The following is an 18,266-nucleotide window of genomic DNA, read 5'->3' as shown; positions in this document are numbered from 1 at the left end:
GTTCTCCGGGCAGGGTTCGCAGCGGATCGGCATGGGCCGGGAGTTGGCCGAGCGGTTCCCGGTGTTCGCCGAGGCGTTCGACGATGTGGTGTCGCGGTTCGACGGGCTGCGGGAGGCGCTGGGGTCCGACGCGATCTCGCGGACCGAGCACAGCCAGGCCGGGCTGTTCGCGTTCGAGGTCGCGTTGGTGCGGTTGTTGGAGTCGTGGGGTGTGCGCCCGGATGTGCTGATCGGGCATTCGATCGGCGAGCTGGCGGCCGCGCACGTGGCCGGGGTGTGGTCCCTCGCGGACGCGGTCAAGGTCGTGTCGGCTCGTGGTCGGTTGATGGGTGCCCTGCCGGAGGGTGGGGCGATGGTGTCGATCAAGGCCGCCGAGTCCGAGATCGAGTTGACCCCTGGTGTGAGCATCGCGGCGGTCAACGGCCCCGAGTCGGTGGTGGTCTCGGGTGTGGAGTCCGAGGTGTTGGCGATCGCCGCCGAGTTCGACAAGACCAAGCGGCTCAGTGTGTCGCACGCGTTCCATTCGCCGTTGATGGACCCGATGTTGGAGGAGTTCCGGGCGGTTGTGGAGTCGGTGGAGTTCCACGAGCCGTCGATCCCGTTGGTGGCGGGCAGGGTGACTGATCCGGGGTACTGGGTCGAGCACGTGCGGGGAACTGTGCGGTTCGCTGATGGTGTGGCGGAGCTGGGTGCGGTGCGGGCGGTGGAGATCGGGCCGGATGCCGTGCTCACCCCGCTGCTCGGCGGCATCGGCATCCCGGCCCAGCGCCGCGACCGCGCCGAGGACACCGCGCTGCTGACCGCCGCCGCGACCCTGGTCGCCCGGGGCGGCTCGGTCGACTGGGCCGCCGCGCTGCCCGGCGCCCACCGGGTGCCGCTGCCCACCTACCCGTTCCAGCGCGAGCGTTTCTGGGTCACGGCCCTGCCCGCCGAGCGCGCCGACGAGTCCGGCTTCTGGGCCGACGTCGACACCCTCGCGCTCACCGGCGAGCAGCGCGCCGTGCTGGACGACCTGATCCAGCGCCGCCGGACCACCCAGGCCGCCGACACCTGGCGCTACCGCGTCACCTGGCAGCCGCTCGCCCTCGACCCCGCCCCGCTCACCGGGACCTGGGCCGTCGTCGGCGACGACCCCGACGGCATCGCCGCCGCGCTGGCCGCGCGCGGGGCCGAGGTCACCGAGACCACCGAGGACGCCGACAACGTGGTCAGCCTGCACACCGACCTGCGGGCGACGATCGAGCTGGCCCAGCGGCTCATCGGCACCGGCAAGCGGCTGCACGCGATCACCCGGGGCGCGGTCGGCACCCGCCGCGCCGACCCGGTCCGCGACCCCGAGCAGGCGTTGATCTGGGGCTTCGGCCGGGTCGCGGCCGTCGAGCACCCCGAGCTGTGGGGCGGGCTGGTCGACCTGCCCGACGAGCTGACCGGGCCGACGCTCGACCGGCTCGCCGCCGCCTTGACCGGGCCGGAGGACCAGGTGGCCCTGCGCGGGCTCGGCGCGTTCGGCCGCCGCCTGGACCGGGCCGAGCGGACCGACACCGGACCCGGGTGGACCCCGGCGGGCACCGTCCTGGTGACCGGCGGGACCGGCGCGCTCGGCCTGCACACGGCCCGCTGGCTGGCCGCCAACGGCGCCGACCACATCGTGCTCGCCAGCAGGCGCGGCCCGGCCGCCCCCGGGGCGGCGGACCTCGCCGGGCTGCCGGTCACCGCCGTGGCCTGCGACGTCACCGACCGGGACGCGCTGGCGGCACTGCTCGACGCGCACCCGGTCGAGGCCGTCGTGCACGCCGCGGGCACCCTGGCCGAAGCGCCGCTGGCCGAGGTCACGGCCGCGCACCTCGACCACGTGCTCGCCCCCAAGGCGGACGCGGCCCGGCTGCTCGACGACCTGACCCGCGACCGGCCGCTGACCGCGTTCGTCCTGTTCTCCTCCATCGCCGGGGTCTGGGGCAGCGGCGGCCAGTCCGCCTACGCCGCGGGCAACGCCTACCTCGACGCCCTCGCCGAGCGCCGCCGCGCCGACGGCCTGCCCGCGACCTCGGTCTCCTGGGGCCCGTGGGCCGAGGGCGGCATGGCGGGCAGCGAGCAGGCCGCCGCCGCCCTGGCCCGGCACGGCCTCGACGTCATGGCCCCCGAGACGGCCATCGCCGCGCTCGGCGCGACGCTGGCAGGCGGCGAGGGGCACGCGGTCATCGCCGACGTGCGGTGGGACCGGTTCGCCCCGGCCTTCACCGCCCGCCGCCCCAGCCCGCTGCTGTCCGCGTTCGCCACCGAGCCCGAGGTGACAGCAGCCGCGGCCGTCGACCCGGCGGCGCTGCCGGACATCGTCCGCGCCCAGGCCGCCGCCGTGCTGCGGGCCGACCCCGCGACGATCGCCGACGACACGGCCTTCGCCGACCTGGGGTTCGACTCGCTGATCGCCATTGAGTTCCGCGACCGGCTCGCCGCCGCGACCGGGGCCGCCGTCCCGGCCACCGCGGTGTTCGACCACCCCACCCCCCGCGCGATGGCCGCCTGGCTGCGCGCGGAACTGCTCGGGGCGGCGGTGCCGGAGGAGTCGACCGTCCGCGCCGCCGCGGACGAGCCGATCGCCATCGTGTCGATGGCCTGCCGGTTCCCCGGCGGCGTGGCCGACGCCGACGACCTGTGGCGACTGGTGCTCGACGGGACCGACGCCCTGTCCGGCTTCCCCACCGACCGCGGCTGGGACACCTCCGCCGCGTCGGCCACCGCCGAGGGCGGCTTCCTGCCCAGCGCCACCGGTTTCGACGCCGGCCTGTTCGGCATCTCCCCGCGCGAGGCGCTGGCCATGGACCCGCAGCAGCGGCTGCTGCTGGAAACCGCGTGGGAAGCCGTCGAACGCGCCGCGCTGTCACCGACCGCCCTGCGGGACTCCCGCACGGGGGTGTTCGTCGGCGCGAGCATGTCCGGCTACGGCCTGGGCGCCGACACCGAGGCGGCCGGGGTCTCCGGGCACCTGCTCACCGGTGGCGCGGGCTCGATGCCGTCCGGGCGGCTGGCCTACCACCTGGGCCTGCGCGGGCCCGCGATGACGCTGGACACCGCGTGCTCGTCGTCGCTGGTCGCCCTGCACCTGGCCGCGCAGTCGCTGCGCGCGGGGGAGTGCTCGATGGCGCTGGTCGGCGGGGTGGCCGTGATGGCGACCCCCGGCGTGTTCGTCGAGTTCACCAAGCAGGGCGGGGTCGCGGCCGACGGCCGGTGCAAGGCGTTCGCCGAGGGCGCCGACGGAACCGGCTGGTCCGAGGGCGTGGGCGTGCTGGTCGTCGAACGGCTCTCCGACGCCGTCCGCGACGGACACGAGGTCTTGGCCGTCGTGCGCGGCTCGGCGGTCAACTCCGATGGCGCGTCCAACGGCCTGACCGCCCCGAACGGGCCCGCGCAGCAGCGCGTCATCCGCGACGCCCTCGCCGCCGCGGGGCTTGCCCCGTCCGATGTGGACGCTGTGGAGGCGCACGGGACCGGGACCGCCCTGGGTGACCCGATCGAGGCGCAGGCGCTGCTGGCGACCTACGGCCAGGACCGCGAGACGCCGCTGTACCTGGGTTCGCTCAAGTCGAACATCGGCCACACGCAGGCCGCCTCCGGCCTCGCCGGGGTGATCAAGGTGGTGCAGGCCGTGCGGAACGGGGTGCTGCCCAAGACCCTGCACGTCGACGCCCCGTCGTCGAAGGTCGACTGGGCCTCCGGGTCGGTTGACCTGCTCACCGCCACCCGCGACTGGCCCGCCGTGGACCGCCCGCGCCGGGCCGCCGTGTCCTCGTTCGGCATGAGCGGCACCAACGCCCACGTCATTATTGAGCAGAGCATCGTCGAGCAGGCTCCCGCGCCGCGCCCGGCCGAGCCCGCGGTGGTGCCCTGGGTGCTGTCGGCCGCCTCCTCCGGGGCGCTGCGCGAGCAGGCCGCCCGCCTGCTCGACGCCGAGGGCCGGATCGACGACGTGGGTTTGGCCCTGGCCACCACCCGGGCCGCGTTCGCCGAGCGGGCCGTGGTGGTCGGCGCCCGCGACCGGCTGCGCGCCGGGCTCGCCGCGCTGGCCGCCGACACCCCGTCGGCGTCGCTGGTCACCGGCACCGCGGACGGTCCGGCCCGGCCGGTCTTCGTCTTCCCCGGGCAGGGCGCGCAGTGGGTCGGCATGGGACTCGACCTGCTCGACGCCGACCCGGTGTTCGCCGCCCGGATGGGCGAGTGCGCCACGGCGCTGGAGCCGTTCGTCGACTGGGACCTGCTGTCGGTGCTGGACGACGAGACCGCGTTGGAGCGGGTCGACGTCGTGCAGCCCGCGCTGTGGGCGGTGATGGTGTCGCTGGCCGCCGTGTGGCAGGCGCACGGTGTCACGCCGTCCGCTGTGGTGGGCCACTCGCAGGGTGAGATCGCGGCTGCTGTTGTCGCGGGTGCGTTGTCGCTTGAGGACGGTGCTCGGGTGGTTGCGCTGCGGTCCAAGGCGATCGCGACCCGGCTGACCGGGCAGGGGGGCATGGTGTCGGTGGCGCTGCCGGTCGAGCAGGTCCGGCGCCGGATCGCCGGGCACGACGGCGTCGGGATCGCGGCGGTCAACGGGCAGTCGTCGGTGGTGGTCTCCGGCGACAACCCCGGCCTGGACGCGGTGATGGCCGCCGCCGAGGCCGAGGGGGTCCGGGTCCGCCGGGTGCCGGTGGACTACGCGTCGCACTCGGCGCAGGTCGAGGCCCTGGAAGCCGAACTGCTCGACGTGCTCGGGCCGGTCGCGCCGCTGGCGCCGACCGTGCCGGTGCACTCGACCGTGACCGGCGAGGTGGTCACCGGGGCGGACATGGACGCCGCCTACTGGTATCGGAACCTGCGTTCGACGGTGCTGTTCGACGACGTGGTCACCGCGATCTCCGGGGCGGTGTTCGTCGAGGTCAGCCCGCACCCGGTGCTGGTGCCCGGGATGGCCGCCCCGGCCGTGGGCACGCTGCGCCGCGACCAGGGCGACCGCACCAGGGTCGCGCTGTCGCTGGCCGAGGCGCACGCGCTCGGCGTCGCCGTCGACTGGACCCCCTGGTACCCGGCCGGCCGCCCGGCCGCCCTGCCCACCTACGCCTTCCAGCGCGAGCGCTTCTGGCTCGCCGCGGCCCGGACCGGCGATCCGGTGGCCGACTGGCGCTACACCGTCACCTGGAAGCGGCTGCCCGCCGAACCCGCCGCCCTCACCGGTGACTGGCTGCTCGTCGGCTTCGAGGACACCCCGCTCGACGACTGCGCCCAAGCCCTCACCCAGGGCGGTGCCACCGTCGAGATCCTCCGGGTGGACGACGACGCCGACCGCGAAAGCCTCGAACGCGACCTCGTCGCCCACGCCCCCGCGGGCGTGCTGTCCCTGCTGGGGGCCGACGAGCGCCCGCACCCGGCGCACCCCGAGGTCACCCGCGGCACGGCCGCGACCCTCGCCCTGGTGCAGGCCCTCGGAGACGCCGGGATCGACGCCCCGCTGTGGCTGGGCACCCGCTCGGCCGTCGGGCCGGACACCGCAGGCAGTGCCGCGCAGGCCGCGCTGTGGGGTCTGGGCCGGGTCATCGGGCTGGAGCACCCGCGCCGCTACGGCGGCCTGGTCGACCTGCCCGCGACGGCCGGGCCCGGCCTGGTCGCCGCGCTCGCCGGGACCGAGGACCAGGTCGCCGTGCGCGACTGCGGCCTGCACGCCCGCAGGCTGGTCCGCGCCGCGTCCGCCGCTCCCGACCGCACGTGGACCACGAGCGGCACCGCGCTGGTCACCGGCGGCTCCGGCGCGATCGCCGGGCACCTCACCCGGTGGCTGGCCGAGTCGGGCGCCGAGCGGGTCGTGCTCGCCAGCCGCGGTGGCCGGGTCGACCCGGCGCTGCTGGACCTGGGCGTCGAGGTCGTCGGCGCCGCTTGCGACCTCGCCGACCGGGCCGCCGTGGCCGCGCTGCTGGCCGAGACCGGGCCGGTGCGCACCGTCGTGCACGCGGCGGGCGTCGGCCAGGCGTCGATGATCGCCGAGACCGGGGTCGCCGAGCACGCCGCCGTCGTCGCGGCCAAGGCCGCGGGCGCCGAGCACTTGGACGCCCTGCTCGGCGACACCGAGCTGGACGCGTTCGTGCTGTTCTCCTCCAACGCCGGGGTCTGGGGCAGCGGGGCCCAGGGCGCGTACGCGGCGGGCAACGCCCACCTCGACGCGCTCGCCGCCCGCCGCCGCGCCGCCGGGCGCGCGGCCACCTCGGTGGCCTGGGGCGTCTGGGGCGGCGGGGGCATGGCCGCGGGCGCGGCCGAGGAGAACCTGCGCAAGCGCGGCCTGCGGGCGATGCCGCCCGCCCTGGCCGTGCGGGCGCTGCAGGGGGCGCTCGACCGCGACGAGGCGTTCCTCGCCGTGGCCGACGTCGACTGGGCCGGGTTCGTCCCCGCGTTCACCGCCGAGCGGGCCCGGCCGCTGCTCGACGACATCCCCGAGGTCGCCGCCCTGCGCGCGGAGCAGGCCCCGGTCGACACCTCCGCCGTCGACCGGCTCGGCGCGCTGGCCCCGGCCGACCGCGCCAAGGAGCTGCTCGACCTGGTCCGCGCCACCGCCGCGGCCGTCCTCGGCCATCCCGACACCGCGCAGATCCGCCCCGCCCGCCCGTTCCGCGAGCTCGGGTTCGACTCGCTGACCGTGGTGGAGCTGCGCAACCGGCTGCGCGCGGCCACCGGCCTCGCGCTCGCCGCGACGGTGGTGTTCGACCACCCCACGCCCGCCGCCCTCGCCGACCACCTCGACGCCCAGGTGGCGCCCCCGGTCGACCCGCTGGCCGAGCTGGACCGGGTGGCGGCGGTCCTGGCCGGGGGAGACGACACCCAGCGGGCCGCGTTCGCCAAGCGGCTGCGCGCGATCGCCGACCGCCTGGGCGCCCCGGACGACCCGGGGGGCGTCGACGGGGAGTTCGACCCCGCCACCGACGACGACCTGTTCGCCGCGCTCGACAACGAGTTGGGACTGTCCTGATGGAATCAACAGAAGCCAAGCTCCGCGACTACCTCAAGCGCGCGACGGCCGACCTCAAGCAGGCCAACCGGCGGGTGCGCGAGTTGCAGGACCGCGACCACGAGCCCATCGCCGTGGTGGCCATGAGCTGCCGCTACCCCGGCGGGGTCCGCGACCCCGAGGGCCTGTGGGCGCTGCTCGACGGCGGCGTGGACGCCATCGGCGGTTTCCCGGCCGACCGCGGCTGGGAGGTCCCCGCCGACGCCGACTACACCGCCGTGGGCGGCTTCCTGGACGACGCCACCGGCTTCGACGCCGGGTTCTTCGAGATCTCCCCGCGCGAGGCGCTGGCCATGGACCCGCAGCAGCGGCTGCTGCTCGAAGGGGTCTGGGAGGCCTTCGAGCGGGCGGGCCTGGACCCGGCCGCGCTCAAGGGGTCCGACACCGGCGTCTACGTCGGGGCCGCCTCCCAGGGCTACGGCCTGGGCTCGGACCCGGCCGCCGAGGGCGTGGAGGGCTACCTGCTCACCGGCACCCTGACCAGCGTGCTGTCCGGCCGCGTCGCCTACACCTTCGGCCTGGAGGGCCCGGCGGTCACGGTGGAGACCGCGTGCTCGTCGTCGCTGGTGGCCCTGCACCTGGCCGTGCAGGCGCTGCGCCGCCAGGAGTGCTCGCGCGCCGTCGTCGGCGGGGTGTCGGTGCTGTCGACCACCGGGTCGTTCACCGAGTTCTCCCGGCAGAAGGGCCTGGCCGCCGACGGGCGGTGCAAGGCGTTCGCCGACGCCGCGGACGGCATCGGCTGGTCCGAGGGCGTCGGGGTGGTCCTGCTGGAACCGCTGTCGGCCGCCCGCAAGGCCGGGCACGAGGTCCTGGCCGTCATCCGCGGGTCGGCGATCAACCAGGACGGCGCGTCGAACGGCCTCACCGCGCCCAGCGGCCTGGCCCAGCAGCGCGTCATCCGCGCCGCGCTGGACAACGCCCGCCTGGGCGCCGCCGACGTCGACGCCGTCGAGGCGCACGGCACCGGCACCACCCTCGGCGACCCCATCGAGGCCACCGCGCTGCTGGCCACCTACGGGCAGGGCCGCGCCGGGGCCCAGCCGCTGCTGCTGGGCTCGATGAAGTCCAACATGGGCCACTGCCAGGCCGCCTCCGGCGTCGCCGGGGTGATCAAGATGGTGCTGGCCCTGCGGCACGGCCGCCTGCCCAAGACGCTGCACGTGGACCGGCCGTCGGCCAACGTGGACTGGTCGGCCGGTGCGGTCGAGCTGCTGACCGACGGCCGCGACTGGCCCTCGGTGGACCGGCCGCGCCGGGCGGGCGTGTCGTCGTTCGGCGTCTCGGGCACGAACGCGCACGTGATCCTGGAGCAGGCCAGCGAGGAGACAGCGGAGGCCGCGCCAGGACCGGAGCTGCCGATCACCCCGTGGGCGCTGTCCGCGCGCTCCCCGGAAGCGCTCGCCGCGCTGGTCGAGGGTGTGCGCGGGGTCGACGCCACCCCTACCCGGGTCGGCCGGGCGCTGAGCCGCCGGGCGGTGTTCGACCACCGCGCCGTGCTGCTCGGCCCCGACCGGGAGCCGGTCACCGGCACCGCCGACGGGACCGCCGAGCCGGTGTTCGTCTTCCCGGGCCAGGGCGCGCAGTGGGTGCGGATGGGCCTGGACCTCATCGACGCCGAACCGGTCTTCGCCACCCGGATGAAGGAGTGCGCCGAGGCGCTGCGCCCGTTCGTCTCCTGGGACCTCGGCGACGTGCTGGGGGACGCGGAGGCGCTGGAGCGCGTTGACGTCGTGCAGCCCGCGTTGTGGGCGGTCATGGTGTCTTTGGCCGCCGTGTGGCAGGCGCACGGCGTCACCCCGTCCGCTGTGGTCGGGCATTCGCAGGGTGAGATCGCGGCCGCTGTTGTGGCGGGTGCTTTGTCGCTTGAGGACGGTGCCCGGGTCGTTGCCCTGCGGTCCAAGGCGATTGCGGCGCGGCTCGCTGGGCGTGGTGGCATGGTGTCGCTGGCGTTGCCGGTGGAGAAGGTGCGGGAGCGGATCGCCGGGTTCGACGGTGTGGGGATCGCGGCGGTGAACGGGCCGTCGTCGGTGGTGATCTCGGGGGACAACCCGGGGTTGGACGCGGTGGTGGCGGCTGCGGAGGATGAGGGGGTTCGGGTTCGGCGGGTGCCGGTGGACTACGCGTCGCACTCGGCGCAGGTGGAGGCGTTGGAGGCCGAACTGCTCGACGTGCTGGCCGCCGTCGCGCCGGTCGACGGGCAGGTCCCGATCCACTCCACGGTCACCGGTGAGGTCGTCACCGGGGCCGGCATGGACGCGGGCTACTGGTACCGCAACCTGCGCCAGACCGTGCTGTTCCACGACGTCGTCACCCGACTCGACGGGGCGGTGTTCGTGGAGGTCAGCCCGCACCCGGTGCTGGCTCCCGGGATGGACGACCGGGCCGTGGGCACGCTGCGCCGCGACGAGGGCGGCCGCGACCGGTTCGCGCTGGCCCTGGGCGAGGCGTGGACGCTGGGCGCCGCCGTGGACTGGGCGGGCTGGTACGGCGACGGACCGCGCGCCGCCCTGCCCACCTACCCCTTCCAACGCGACCGCTACTGGCTCGCCGCCGCCGCCGGGGCGGGCGACCCCGCCGCCTGGGGCCTGGCCGCCGGGGCGCACCCGCTGCTGGGCGCCACCGTCGAGGTCGCCGAGACCGGCGACGTCGTGCTGTCCGGTCGGCTGTCGCGGACCGCGCAGCCCTGGCTGGTCGACCACGCCGTCGGCGCGCAGGTCATCGTGCCCGGCACCGCGTTCGTCGAGCTGGCGTTGCGCGCGGGCGAGGAGGTCGGCCTGTCCCGGGTGGACGAGCTGACCCTGCTGGCCCCGCTCGCGCTGCCCGAGCGCGGCGCCGTCCGGGTCCAGGTCGTCGTCGGCGCGGCCGGGGATGACGGCCGCAGGCCGGTCGCCGTGCACGCCGCGACCGAGGGGGAACAGGGGTGGGTGTGCCACGCCAGGGGTGCCCTGTCCGGGGCCCCCGGGACCGCCCGGCGCGCCGACGACCTGCTGGTCTGGCCGCCGCGCGGCGCCGAGCCGGTCGACGTGGCCGCGCTGTATCAGGGGTTGACCGCCTCCGGTCTGGGGTACGGGGAGGCGTTTAAGGGGCTGCGCGCGCTTTGGCGCCGTGGGGACGAGGTGTTTGCTGAGGTGGTCCTGGCGGCCGATCGGCAGACGGAGGCCCGCGTGTTCGGTGTGCACCCGGCGTTGCTCGACGCCGTGCTGCACGGCCTCGGGGCGACCGCGGGCCGGGACAGCCACCGCGGCGACGTCCCCCACCTGCCGTTCGCCTGGACCGGTGTCACGCTGCACACCGCGGGCGCCACCGAGGTCCGCGCGAAGCTGGCGCCCGCGGGCCCCGACGGCGTCGCGATCACCGTCGCCGACACGCTCGGCGAACCGGTCCTCGACGTGGAGTCCCTGGTGCTGCGCCCGATGGCGGGCCCGGCCAAGCGGACCAGCGCGGGCTACACCCTGACCTGGACCACGCCCGCCGAAGCCACTGTGGACGGACCGGCGCACGTCGTGGCCACCGCGCCGGACGCGACCGGCGATCCCGTCGCGGACGCGCACGCCGCCGCGCGGTGGGCGCTGGAGACGGCCCACTCCTGGTTGGACGACCCGCGCTCGGCCGACACCGTGCTCGTCGTGGTCACCCGGGGCGCGATCACCCTCGACACCGAGGCCGCCGCGGGCGCCCTCGCGCAGTCGCCGGTCTGGGGCCTGCTGCGCTCGGCCCAGTCGGAGAACCCGGGCCGCTTCGCCCTGCTCGACGCCGACGCCCCCGCCACCGACCGGCAGGTCCGGGCGGTCGTGGCCACCGGCGAGCCGCAGGCCGCGATCCGCGACGGCGTCGTGCTCGTGCCGCGGCTGACCCGCGCCGACGCCGCGGGCGCGCTCGTGCCGCCCGCCACCACCGCCGACTGGCGGCTCGACGTCACCGCCAAGGGCACCATCGACAACCTCGCCCTCGTCCCCGCCGACGCGACCGCCGAGCTCGACCCGCTGGAGGTCCGCGTGTCGGTCCGCGCGGCGGGCCTGAACTTCCGCGACGCGCTGATCGCGCTGGGCATGTACCCGGGTGACGCGCCGATCGGCAGCGAGGCCGCCGGGGTCGTCACCGCCGTCGGGTCCGCGGTCACCGCGTTCGCCCCCGGCGACCGGGTGCTGGGCATGGTCTTCGGTGGCATCGGCACGACCGCCGTCACCGACCACCGGCTGCTCGTGCCGGTCCCCGCGGGCTGGTCGTTCGCCGAGGCCGCCTCGGTGCCGGTCGTGTTCCTCACCGCCTACTACGGCCTGGTCGACGTCGCCGGGCTGCGCGCGGGGGAGAAGGTCCTCGTGCACGCCGCTGCGGGCGGGGTCGGGATGGCCGCCACGCAGATCGCCCGCCACCTCGGCGCGGAGGTCTTCGGCACCGCCAGCGCGGGCAAGTGGGACACCCTGCGCGCCCTCGGCTTCGACGACGACCACCTCGCCTCCTCCCGCGACCTGGACTTCGCCGCGAGGTTCCCGGCCGTCGACGTCGTGCTGAACTCGCTCGCGGGCACGTTCGTCGACGCCTCGCTGGGCCTGCTCGGCGACGGCGGCCGGTTCGCCGAGATGGGCAAGACCGACATCCGCGAGCAGGTCCCCGCCGGGATCGCCTACCGCCCGTTCGAGCTGGGCGAGGCCGGGCCGGACCGCATCCGGGAGATCTTCGCCGAGCTGGTCGGCCTGTTCGCCGCGGGCGCGCTGACCCCGCTCCCGCGCACCGCGTGGGACGTCCGCCGCGCCCCCGACGCCTTCCGGCACATCGCCTCCGGGCGGCACACCGGCAAGCTCGTGCTCACCGTCCCGCGCGCCTGGGACCCGGCGGGGACCGTGCTGCTCACCGGCGGCACCGGCACCCTCGGCGGGCACGTCGCCCGCCACCTGGTCACCGACCACGGCGTGCGGGACCTGCTGCTGGCCACCCGCCGCGGCGCCGACGCCCCCGGGGCGGCGGACCTGCGCGCCGAGCTGGCCGGGTTGGGCGCCACCGTCGAGATCGCCGCCTGCGACGCCGCCGACCGCGACCAGCTCGCGGCCCTGCTCGACGGCCGCGACCTGACCGCCGTCGTGCACATGGCCGGGGTCATCGACGACGGCGTGCTCGACGCGCAGACCGCCGAGCGGCTGCACCCGGTGCTCGCGCCGAAGGTGGACGCGGCCTGGCACCTGCACGAGCTGACCGCCGACAAGGACCTGGCCGGGTTCGTCCTGTTCTCCTCGGCCTCGGCCACCTTCGGCGCGGCCGGGCAGGCCAACTACAGCGCCGCCAACGCCTTCACCGACGAGCTGGTGCGCCACCGCCGCGCCCTGGGGCTGCCCGCCGTGGCGATGGCCTGGGGCCTGTGGGCCGAGCGCAGCGCGCTGACCGCCGGGCTCGACGACGCCGACGTGGCCCGGATGGCCGGGGCCGGGCTGCGCCCGCTGTCCACTGAGACCGGGCTCGCGCTGTTCGACTCCGCCCTGGCGGGCGGCGACCCGCTGGCCGTGCAGGTCAGCATGGACCTCGCGGCCCTCGGCGCCGTGGAAGGCGAGCCGCCGCACCTGCTGCGCGGACTGGTCCGGCCCAGGGCCCGACGGACCGCGCAGACCCCGGTGCGCGGCGGCTCGCTGGCCGACCGCTTGTCCACACTGGATTCAGAGGCGCGGGACCGGGTGCTGTTCGACCTGGTCGCCACGCACACCGCGGCCGTGCTGGGGCGCATCTCGTCGGCCGCGGTCGGGCCGCGCAAGGCGTTCAAGGAGCTCGGCTTCGACTCGCTGACCGCGGTCGAGCTGCGCAACCGGATCGCCGCCGCGACCGGGCTGCGGCTGCCCGCCACGCTCGTGTTCGACCACCCCACCCCGGAGGCGCTGGTCGGGCTGCTGCGCGGCGAGCTGGTCGGGGACGCGGCGGCGGACACCGCCGCCCCGGCGTTCGTGCGCGACGTGCAGCGGCTCGACGCCGCCCTGGCGCTGATGGGCGCAGACGACCTGGCCCCGCTGCTGGCCGACACCGACACCCGGGACGCGGTGACGGCGCGGCTGAAGTCGCTGCTGGCCCGGTGGAACGCCGCTGGGACCGCCCAAGCCGACGAGGACGCGGCGGCGCTGGAGCGGGCCACCGCGGAGGAGATGTTCTCCTTCCTCGACTCGGAGCTGGAGACACCGTGACCGCGCGGGCCTGAGCGGGCCCGCGCAGGCGCAGGCAAGGGAGTGACCAGGGATGACGAACGAAGAGAAGCTGCTCGACTACCTCAAGCGAGCCACCGCTGATCTTCGCGACACCCGAAGGCGCCTGCGCGAGGCCGAGGACCGGGGCCGCGAGCCCATCGCCGTCGTCGGCATGGGCTGCCGGTACCCGGGCGGCGTCGGCTCCCCGGACGACCTGTGGGACCTGGTCGCCGCGGGCCGCGACGCGATCACCGACGTCCCCGGCGACCGCGGCTGGGACGTCGACCCGCGGACGGCGGCCTCCGGCGGGTTCCTGACCGGGGCCGGGGAGTTCGACCCCGGGTTCTTCGGGATCTCCCCGCGCGAGGCGCTGGCGATGGACCCGCAGCAGCGGCTGCTGCTGGAGACGTCCTGGGAGGCGCTGGAGCGGGCCGGGGTCGACCCGGTGTCGCTGCGCGGCACCCGGGCCGGGGTCTTCGTCGGCGCGGCGGTCTCCGGCTACGGCGGCTCGGCGGGCGAGGACCTGGCCGGGCACCTGCTGACCGGCAACGTCGCCAGCGTCATGTCCGGGCGGCTGGCCTACTTCCTCGGCGTCGAGGGGCCCGCGGTCACCCTCGACACGGCGTGCTCGTCGTCGCTGGTCGCGCTGCACCTGGCCGCGCAGGCGCTGCGCGGCGGCGAGTGCTCGCTGGCGCTGGCCGCCGGGGCCACGGTCATGGTGACCCCCGGCCTGTTCGGCGAGCTGGGCCGCCAGGGCGGTCTGGCCGCCGACGGCCGGTGCAAGGCCTTCGCCGAGTCCGCCGACGGCGCCGGGTTCGCCGAGGGCGTCGGCGTCCTGGTGCTGGAGACGCTGTCCGAGGCGCGGCGCAACGGGCACCGGGTGCTGGCGGTCGTGCGCGGGTCGGCGGTCAACCAGGACGGCGCGTCCAACGGCCTCACCGCGCCCAACGGCCCCTCGCAGCGCCGGGTCATCCAGGCGGCCCTGGACAACGCCCGCCTCGCCCCGTCCGATGTGGACGTCGTCGAGGCGCACGGCACCGGGACCACCCTGGGCGACCCGATCGAGGCCCAGGCGCTGCTGGCCACCTACGGCCGGGACCGCGAGACGCCGCTGTGGCTGGGGTCGGTGAAGTCGAACATCGGCCACACCCAGGCCGCCGCGGGCGTCGCCGGGGTGATCAAGGTGGTGCAGGCGCTGCGGCACGAGACGCTGCCCCGCACCCTGCACGTCGACGAGCCCACCTCGCACGTCGACTGGACCGCCGGGTCGGTGTCGCTGCTGACCGAGGCCCGCCCGTGGCCGCGCGGGCAGGCCCCGCGCCGGGCCGGGGTCTCCTCGTTCGGCATCTCCGGCACCAACGCGCACGTCATTATCGAGCAGGCCCCGGCGGTCGACGAGCCCGAGGCCGGGCCGGACGTCCCGGTCGCGCCGTGGGTCCTGTCCGGCGCCACCCCCGCTGCGCTGCGCGAGCAGGCGGCGCGGCTGCTCGACGTCGAGGGGCGGGCCGAGGACATCGGCTTCTCGCTCGCCACGACCCGGGCCGCGCTGGAGCACCGGGCGGTCGTGCTGGACCGGGCCGGGCTGGACGCGCTCGCCGCCGACCTGCCCGCGCCGTCCCTGGTCGCCGGGGTGGCCGGGTCGTCGGGCAAGCCGGTGTTCGTGTTCCCCGGCCAGGGCGCGCAGTGGGTGGGCATGGGGCGCGGGCTCATCGACACGCACCCGGTGTTCGCGGCGCGGATGGCGGAGTGCGCGGCGGCCCTCGGCGCCTTCGTCGACTGGGACCTGACGTCGGTGCTGGGTGACGCGGAGGCGTTGGAGCGGGTCGACGTCGTGCAGCCCGCGTTGTGGGCGGTCATGGTGTCGCTGGCGGCGGTGTGGGAGTCCTCCGGGGTCACGCCCGCTGCCGTGGTCGGGCATTCACAGGGTGAGATCGCGGCCGCTGTTGTGGCGGGTGCTTTGTCGCTTGAGGACGGTGCGCGGGTGGTCGCGCTGCGGTCGAGGGCGATCGCGGCGCGGTTGGCGGGGCGTGGTGGCATGGTGTCGTTGGCGTTGCCTGTGGAGCAGGTGCGCGAGCGGATCGCGGCTTTCAACGGTGTGGGGATCGCGGCGGTCAATGGCGCAGCGTCGGTGGTGATCTCGGGGGACAACCCGGGGTTGGACGCGGTGATGGCGGCGGCTGAGGCCGATGGTGTCCGGGTTCGTCGGGTGCCGGTGGACTACGCGTCGCACTCCGCGCAGGTCGAGGCCCTCGAAGCCGAGCTGTTGGACGTGCTGGGGCCCATCCAGCCCCGGGACGCCCGGGTCCCGCTGCGCTCCACGGTGACCGGCGAGGTGCTTGACGGCGTCGAGTTGGACGCGGGCTACTGGTACCGCAACCTGCGCCAGACCGTGCTGTTCCACGACGTCGTCACCGCCCTCGACGGGGCCGTGTTCATCGAGGTCAGCCCGCACCCGGTGGTCGTGTCCGGGATGGCGGGCACCGCCGTGGGCACGCTGCGCCGCGACCAGGACGGCCTTGACCGGCTGGCGCTGTCGGCGGGCCAGGCGTGGGCGCTGGGCGTCGACCTGGACTGGTCGGCCTGGTTCCCCGGCGGCCGGGTCGTCGACCTGCCCACCTACGCCTTCCAGCGCCAGCACTTCTGGCTCGCCGACAGCGGCTCCGCCCCCGCCGCCTGGGGCGACCGCGGTGACCTCTACGCCGTCGGCTGGCAGCCGCACAAGCCCACCCCCGCCGACGGGACCTGGGCCCTGGCCGCGCGCCCGGACGGCCTCACCGAGCCCTGGGCGTCCCTGCCGCTGGCCGCCGACCTCGCCGACACCCCCGACGTCCTGGTGTGGCCCGCCGGGTTCGGCGCCACTCCGGACACCGCCGTCGCGACGACCACAGACGGCCTCGCGTTCCTGCAAACCTGGCTGGACACCGGTTCCGGCACCCTGGTCGCCCTCACCCGCGACGCCCTGGGCGTGCGCGACGGCGACCGGGTCGACGGCCTGGGCGCGGCCGGGCTGGCGGGCCTGCTCGCCTCCGCCCAGTCCGAGAACCCCGGCCGGATCGTCCACGTCGACACCGACGGCTCGGACCTGACCTTGGTCGGCCCCGGCGACGAGCCGCGCCTGGCCGTCCGCGACGGCGAGATCCTGGTCCCCCGCCTGGCCCCGGCCCCGGCGGGCGAGGCCCCGGGCTGGGATCCCGAGGGCACCGTGCTGATCACCGGCGCCCTGGGCATGGCCGGGTCGGTCATCGCCAAGCACGTCCCCGCGGCCAAGCTCGTCCTGCTCGGGCGGCGCGGCATGGACACCCCCGGCGCGGCCGAGCTGGTCGCCGAACTCGCGGCGGCGGGCACGGCGGCCACGGTGCTCGCCTGCGACGTCGCCGACCGGGACGCGCTCAAGGCCGTGCTCGACGGCATCGACGACCTGACCGCCGTCGTGCACGCCGCCGGGGCCGTCGACGACGGCACGATCGGCGCGCTGACGCCCGAGCGGGTCGCCGGGGTCATGGCCGCCAAGGCCGCCGCCTGGAACCTGCACGAGCTGACCGGCGACTTGACCGCGTTCGTCGTGTTCTCCTCGGCCGCCGCCACCCTGGGCGCCGCGGGCCAGGGCAACTACGCGGCGGGCAACACCTTCGTCGAGTCCCTGGTCGCGCACCGCCGCGCCCTCGGGCTGCCCGGCCAGGCGCTGGGCTGGGGCCTGTGGGCCGACGACAGCGGCATGACCGCGGGGCTCACCCGCGCCGACCGGGCCCGCATCGCCCGGGGCGGCTTCCGCGGCCTCACCGCCACCGCCGCCACCCGCCTGTGGGACGAGGCGCTGGCCTCCGGCCACCCCGTCGTCCTGCCGGTGGGCCTGGACGTCGCGGCCCTGCGCGGCCAAGCCGTCGCCCCCGTGCTGCGTGGCCTGGCGGGGGAGCCCGAGCCCGAGACCGGGCCCGCGCTGGCGGGCAGGCTCGCCGGGCTGCCCGACGCCGAGGCCGCCGCCGTGGTCACCGAGCTGGTCCGGGCGCAGGCCGCCGCCGTGCTCGGGCACACCGACCCGGCCGCTGTGGGAGCCGCGAAGCCGTTCCGGGACCTGGGGTTCGACTCGCTGACCGCCGTGGAGCTGCGCAACCGGCTCACCGCCGCCACCGGCGTGGCCCTGCCCGCGACCGTCGTCTTCGACTACCCGACCTGCACCGCCCTCGCCGCCCACCTGCGGGCCGAGGCCACGGGCACGGACGCCGCCTTCGCCGCCGCCACGGCCGCCACCGGCACCGGCGAGCCCATCGCGATCGTCGGCATGGCCTGCCGGTTCCCCGGCGGCGCCGACTCGCCCGAGGCGTACTGGGACCTGCTCGCCGAGGGCCGCGACGCCATGGGCGGCTTCCCCGCCGACCGGGGCTGGCCGACCGGCGACTACGCCGCCGTGGGCGGGTTCCTCGACGGGGCCGCGTCCTTCGACGCCGGGTTCTTCGAGATCTCCCCGCGCGAGGCGCTGGCCATGGACCCGCAGCAGCGGCTGCTGCTGGAGCTGTCCTGGGAGGCGGTGGAGCGCGCGGGCATCGCCCCGTCCTCGCTGCGCGGCTCCGACACCGGCGTGTACACCGGCACCAGCGGCCTGGACTACGTCGCCGGGCTGCGCGAGGCCCCGGAGGGCACCGAGGGCTACCTGCTCACCGGCAACGCCGCCAGCGTCGTGTCCGGCCGCGTCTCCTACGCGCTGGGCCTGGAGGGGCCGTCGATGACGGTCGACACCGCGTGCTCGTCGTCGCTGGTCGCGGTGCACCTGGCCGCGCAGGCGCTGCGGTCGGGGGAGACCTCGCTGGCGCTGGCCGGGGGCGTGCGGGTGATGGCCTCGCCGATGGCGTTCACCGAGTTCGCCCGGCAGCGCGGCCTGGCCGCCGACGGCCGGTGCAAGGCGTTCGCCGAGGGCGCGGACGGCACCGGCTGGGGCGAGGGCGCGGGCCTGGTCGTGCTCGAACGGCTCTCCGACGCCCGCCGCAACGGGCACACCGTGCTGGCGCTGCTCAGCGGCTCGGCGGTCAACCAGGACGGCGCGTCCAACGGCCTCACCGCGCCGAACGGGCCGTCGCAGCAGCGGGTCA

The 18,266-nt window shown here is 76.3% G+C and carries 3 protein-coding genes; all 3 read left to right on the top strand.

Translation table 11 applies throughout. From position 1 onward, the window contains the following. On the top strand, nt 1-6,982 hold a 6,982-nt coding region (locus GCL84_RS29590), incomplete at its 5' end, for a type I polyketide synthase (RefSeq protein WP_197523590.1). Next, a complete protein-coding gene (locus tag GCL84_RS28800) occupies nt 6,979-13,182 on the top strand; it encodes a beta-ketoacyl synthase N-terminal-like domain-containing protein (protein WP_456236913.1) in 6,204 nt (2,067 codons plus the stop codon). The genes GCL84_RS29590 and GCL84_RS28800, both read left to right, overlap by 4 nt. 70 nt (nt 13,183-13,252) lie before the next feature. Continuing rightward, a partial coding sequence (locus GCL84_RS30480; RefSeq protein WP_456236912.1) for a beta-ketoacyl synthase N-terminal-like domain-containing protein occupies nt 13,253-18,266 on the top strand: 5,014 nt, incomplete at its 3' end.

This window comes from Actinokineospora pegani, from assembly GCF_009745975.1.
Taxonomy (GTDB): Bacteria; Actinomycetota; Actinomycetes; order Mycobacteriales; family Pseudonocardiaceae; genus Actinokineospora; species Actinokineospora pegani.
The sequence above is the reverse complement of the archived record's forward strand: the minus strand, read 5'-3'. Positions and strand labels throughout refer to the sequence as shown.